Here is a 6212-nt window from a genome sequence, read left to right on the forward strand (position 1 = left end):
GTGCACGGTCGTCTCGGTGATCCCGTACATGTTCACCAACCGCGGGCCCGACCTGCCGTACCGGGCCCACCACGGCGCCAGCCGCGACGGATCCAGCGCCTCACCGCCGAACACCACCGCCCGCACCGACCCCCAAGCGTCCGCGTGTGCGCCCTCCACCGCGAGGAGCTGGTAGAACGCCGACGGCGTCTGACTTACCATCGTCACCCCCTCGCGCTCCACCAGCGCCAGGAACTCCTCCGGCGAACGCGACACCTCGAACGGAACCACCACCACCCGCCCGCCGTGCAACAACGCCCCCCACAACTCCCACACCGAGAAGTCGAACGCGAACGAGTGGAACCAGCTCCACACATCCCCCGCCCCGAAGCCGAACAGGCCCCGCGACTGCGCGAACAGCCCCGTCACACTCCGGTGCGACACCACCACGCCCTTCGCACGCCCCGTCGACCCCGACGTGTAGATCACATACGCCGGATGATCAGGAAGCACCACATCCCGCTCGCCCACCTCCAACGGCGCACCGTCAAAACCGGCAACCTCGGGACCGTCCACCGCCATCACCGGCACCCCGAACCCCGACAACCGCCCGAGCAAATCCCCCGACGACACGACGAGTTCGGCGCCGGCGTCCTTAAGCGTGAACGCCACCCGCTCGTCCGGATACGCCGGATCCACCGGCAGATACGCCCCACCCGCCTTCAACACCGCCAGCATCCCCACCACCAACTCCACCGATCGGCCGACCATGACGGCCACCACCGACTCCGGGCCGACACCACGACCGATCAGGCACCTGGCCAACCGGTTCGCCCGCACATCCAACTCCCCGTACGACACCCCCACCCCGTCAGCCACGACCGCCACCGCACCCGGCGACTCCACCACCCGCGCCTCGAACAACCCCACCAACGTCCCCACCGACCCCTCCACCGCCGGCACCTGCCACCCCACCAACAACCGCTCCCGCTCCACCCCGCCCACCACATCCACCGCACCCAACCGCGACTCCGGCGACTCCTCCAACACCGACGTCAGACCCGCAACCGCCGTCCGCAGCAACCCACACACCTGCTCCGCATCGGCCGGGGCGACAGCGTCGACGCTCAGGCCGAAACCGGTCCCGTCGTCGTCCACGTTCACCACCAACGGATAGTTGGTACGGCCCCGGGCGTACCGAAGTCGCACGCCGTCCAGGCCGACGCCGAGGTCCGATCCGGGTGTCCCCCCGGCGAGTCGGCCGTTCCGGTAGTTGAAGAGCGCGGTGAACAGCGGGCTGCCGCCCGGGACACCGCTGGCCTGCTGCGCCACCGAGAGCGGCGCGTGCTCGTGCACCAGCAGCTCGCCGAGCTGGTGCCGCAGCGCGGAGACCGCCTCGGCTGCTCCGAGCTCATCGACGCGTACGCGCAACGGCAGCGTGTTGATGAAGGGGCCATGGACGCGGTCGGCCCCGGTGCCGGCGTTCATGCGGCCGAACAGCACCGTGCCGAACACCACGTCGTCCCGACCGCTGACCGCCGCCAGCACCCGCGCCCACGCCACATGGAAGACCGTCGCCGGACTCACGCCCAACCGGCGGGACACTTCCCGGACCCGTTCGGCGAGTTCGGCGTCGATGTCGGCCCGTGCCTGCACGGCTCCGCTGCCGTCGCCGTGCACGTCGAGCAGCCCGTACGGGGCGGTGGGTTCGGTGACGTCGCCGAGAAGGTCGGCGAAGTAGCGCTCGTGCTCCTCGCGCGGAACCCCCAACCGGGCCTGGGCCACGAAGTCGCGGAACGGCAGGGGCGCGGGCAGCGAGTCTCCGCGCCCGGACAGGAACGCCCGTACGCCCTTCAGCAGCGCATCCGTGGTGGCGTCGTCCCGGACCAGGTGGTGGATGCGCAAGAGCGCCAGCCACTGCCCGTTGTCGGGCGAAGCCGCGATGTGCACCCGGATCAGCGGCGCGCGGTCCAGGTCCATCCAGCCGCCGGCGGCGGTCAGCAACTGCTCGACGGGGTCGGCCCCGTGCGGATCGAGTTCCAGCTCTTCCACCGGGAGCGTCGCGTGCCGTGCCACCACCTGGACGGGCTCGCGCAGGCCCTCCCAGACGACGGCCGTGCGGTAGATGTCGTGCCGGTCCACCACCTGCTGGAGGGCGGCGAGGATCGCGTCGAGCCGTTGGCGGCTGTCGAACCCGAGCACCATCGGCTCGGCATACACGTCCGTCTCGCCCCCGCGTCCGGCCTGCAACAGATGGTGGAAGAAGATCCCCTCCTGGAGCGGGGCGAGCGGGTAGACGTCCGCGATGTTCGCCGCGCCGCCCGGCACAGCAGCCACGACCTTCGCGATCTCGGCCGTGTTCAGTTCGACCAGCGGCAGCATGTCCGGCGTGATGACCTCCGTGCCGGCCGGAATCGCGTTCGGGGGCACGCTCACCTGCCCCGGGCCCGTCTCGGCCGCGAGGCCGGCCGGAGTCGAGGTCTGGAACAACGCCCGTACCGAGACCGCCATCCCGCGCGCCCGCAGGAGCTCCACCAACGAGACCGCCAGCAGCGAATGCCCGCCCAGAGCGAAGAAGTCGTCGTCGACACCCACGTGTTCCAGGCCCAGGACCTGCGCGAACGCGGCACACAGGATCTCCTCCTGCACCGACGCCGGACCACGGCCGGCACCCGCCACCGCGGCGAAGTCCGGCGCCGGCAGCGCCCTGCGGTCCAGCTTGCCGTTGCCCGTCAGCGGCAGCCCGTCCAGCACCACCACCGCCGACGGCACCATGTGCTCCGGCAGCCTGGAGACGGCAAACTCCCGAACCGACGTGGACAGTTCACCACCGTCTTCATCAGCGGCGACCACGTAGGCGACCAGCCGGCAATCTCCGGGGGTGTCCTCGCGGGCGACGACCGCGGCCTGCGCCACGCCCGGATGGGCGGCCAGCACCGCCTCCACCTCGCCCGGCTCGATCCGGAAACCCCGCACCTTCACCTGATCGTCCGCACGCCCCAGCACCACCACACTGCCGTCCGCCGTCCAACGCGCCCGGTCACCGGTGCGGTACATCCGCCCACCCTCGGCACCACCGAACGGGCAGGCCACGAACCGCTCCGCCGTCAACCCAGGACGCCCCACATAACCACGCGCCAACTGCACACCCGCGACATACAACTCACCCACCACACCCGGCGCCACCGGCCGCAGGAACCCGTCCAACACGAACAACCGCGTGTTCCCGACCGGACGACCCACCGGCACCACACCGGACGCCACCGACTCCGCCGTCAGCCGGGCCGTCGCAACACCGATCGTCGCCTCCGTCGGCCCGTAATGGTTGAACACCCCCCGCCCCCCGGCCGCCTCCAGCAGCCCCTCCACCAGGCCCGCCGGGGCGGCCTCTCCGCCCAGCACCAACGACGCCGCGGGCAGCACACCCCCCGGTCCGGCAACAGCGGCCAGCGCCGCCAGGTGCGAGGGAACCACCTTCACGAAGTCGATCCGGTGCTCGGCGAAGTACGCCGCCACAACCGCCGGATCCGTCACCGCCTCCTCGGGGAGGATGTGCAGCTCACCACCGGTCGCCAGACTCGCGAACAGCACCGTGTTCCCCAGGTCCGTCGCCTGCGCCTGCAACAACGCATACCTGCCACCTTCAGCACCGAACCCCACCCGCGACGGCACCGACCCCACATAGTTCGCCAACGCCCCGTGCGTCACCCCCACACCCTTCGGACGCCCCGTCGACCCCGACGTGTAGATGACGTAGGCCAACCCGTCCGCCGACACCCGCACACCCGGAGCAGTCGCCGCCATCCCGGCCAGCTGCATCCGCACCAACGCACCGTCCACCGCCACCAACCGCACCCGACCCGCCGGCAGCTCGTCCAGCAACTCCACCGTCGTCAACGCCAACACCGCACGACTGTCCCGCAACATGAACGCAATCCGCTCCACCGGCTGCCCCGGATCCACCGGCAGATACGCCGCCCCCGCCTTCCACACCCCCAAAATCGCCGCAACCGTCTCCACACCCCGCGGCAGGCACAGACCCACCACCGACTCCGCACCCACCCCCTGACCCACCAAATACCGCGCCAACCGGTTCGCCCGCGCATCCAACTCCCCGAACGACACCCCCACCCCGTCCACCACCAACGCCACCGCACCCGGCGACAACGCCACCCGCGCCTCGAACAACTCATGCGTCAACGACCCCGACAACACCTCCACCGAGTCGTTCCAGCCCTCCACCACCAACGCCCGCTCCACCGGCTCCAGCACATCGACCCGAGTGACAAGTGCCTTCGGATCGTGGGCCATTGCCGACAGCACCCGCACCAGGCAGTTCGCGAGCCGCCCGGCGACCGCCGGGTCGAAGAGGTCCGCGGCCACCGTGAGCACACCGCGGACGCCTGCCGGGGCGCCCTGCTCGTCGAACACCTCGCCGACGATCACGTCGAGGTCGAACTTCGCCACCCGCCGCCCGAGCGACAATGCCTCGGCCCGCAGCCCCGGAACGTCGAGGACGGAGCTGCCGTCCACGGTCTTCCCGGCGGCGTTCTGGAGGGTGAGGACCACCTGGAACAACGGGTGGCGGGCCAGCGAGCGCGCGGGGGCCAGCTCCTCCACCAGCCGCTCGAACGGCACGTCCTGGTGCGCCAGTCCGTTCAGCACGGTCTCCCGGACCTGGTCGAGCACCTCGGCGAAGGTGGGCTCCCCGGACAGGTCGGTGCGGGTGACCAGTGTGTTGACGAAGCAGCCGACGAGGTCGTTCAGCGCCTCGTCCGTCCGCCCGGCGATCGCCGAGCCGATCGGGATGTCCTGTCCCGCCCCGAGGCGCGAGAGCGTCACCGCGAGGGCGGCGTGCAACACCATGAAGAGGGTCGTACCGCGCTCCCGCGCCAGGCCCAGCAACGCCTCGTGCAGGTCGGCCGGGACCGCCACGTCGACGGTGTGCCCCCGGTGGCTGGCGACTGCCGGTCGCGGCCGTTCGGTCGACAGTGCCAGTTCCTCCGGCACTCCGGCCAGCGCGTCACTCCAGTACGCCACCTGCCGGGACAGCAGACTGCCCGGGTCCTCGTCGTCGCCCAGCAACTCGCGCTGCCAGAGGGTGTAGTCCGCGTACTGCACCGGCAGCGCCGACCACGCCGGCGCAGCACCGCCCAGCCGCGCGGTGTACGCGGCCGACAGGTCCCGCGCCAGTGGGTCGACCGACCAGCCGTCGGTAGCGCTGTGGTGCGCCACGACGACCAGGACGTGCTCGTCCGGGCGCAGCCGGAGCAGCGAGGCCCGCAGCGGAATCTCCGCCGAGAGGTCGAACCCGCGCGCTGCGGCGTGCGCGATCGCGTCGGCCAACTCCTCCGGTGCCAGGTCTACGAGCGGAAGCTCGAACGCGGCCTCCTCGATGGGCAGGATTCGTTGGAATGGCTCGCCGTCCGCCACTGCGAAGACCGTGCGCAGGACTTCGTGTCGCTCGATGACGTCCCTCAGGGCGGCGGCGAGCGCGTCGTGGTCCAGGTCGCCGGTCAGGCGCAGGGCCAGTGGGACGTTGTAGGTGGCGCTCGGTCCCTCCAGTTCGCCGAGGAACCAGAGCCGGCGCTGGGCGTAGGACAGCGGCACCTGTTCCGGGCGTTCCCGGCGTGCGAGTGCGGCACGGCCCTGGCCCGCCTGGCCCAGGGCGGCGGCGAGGGCGGCAGGGGTCGGCGCCTCGAAGAGCAGCCGCAGCGGCACCTCCGCACCCAGGAGAACGCGCACCCGGCTCACCAGCCGCGTCGCGAGGAGGGAGTGGCCGCCGAGGGCGAAGAAGTCGTCGTCGACGCCGACGGCGGGAAGGCTCAGAACCTCGGCGAACGCCTGGCAGAGGAGCTCCTCCTGGGCGTTCGCCGGCGCGCGGCCCGTGCTGCCTGCGGTGAACTCGGGGGCGGGCAGGGCCTTGCGGTCCAGCTTCCCGTTCACCGTCAGCGGCAGCGCGTCCAGCCCCACCACCGCCGACGGCACCATGTGCGACGGCAGACGGGTGGCAACGAACTCCCTGATGCGTGCGGTCAGTTCGTCATTGTCTGCGTCGGGCGAGGCGACGACGTAGGCGACCAGGCGCTTGTCACCCGGCGTATCCTCGCGGGCCACGACCGCGGCGTGGACCACATCCGGGTGCTCCGCCACGACCGCGGCGACCTCGCCCGGCTCGATCCGGAACCCGCGGATCTTCACCTGCTCATCCGCACGCCCCGCGAACACCAACC

1 protein-coding gene is annotated in these 6212 nt (G+C 71.4%); it reads right to left on the reverse strand.

Annotated elements, in window-relative coordinates; all coding sequences use genetic code 11:
- Positions 1 to 6180 (reverse strand): amino acid adenylation domain-containing protein (locus ACFC1F_RS42355; protein WP_376167041.1); only part of this gene is annotated, 6180 nt, incomplete at its 3' end.
- Positions 6181 to 6212: the final 32 nt, after the last annotated feature.

It is taken from the genome of Kitasatospora sp. NPDC056181, from assembly GCF_042266225.1.
Taxonomy (GTDB): Bacteria; Actinomycetota; Actinomycetes; order Streptomycetales; family Streptomycetaceae; genus Kitasatospora.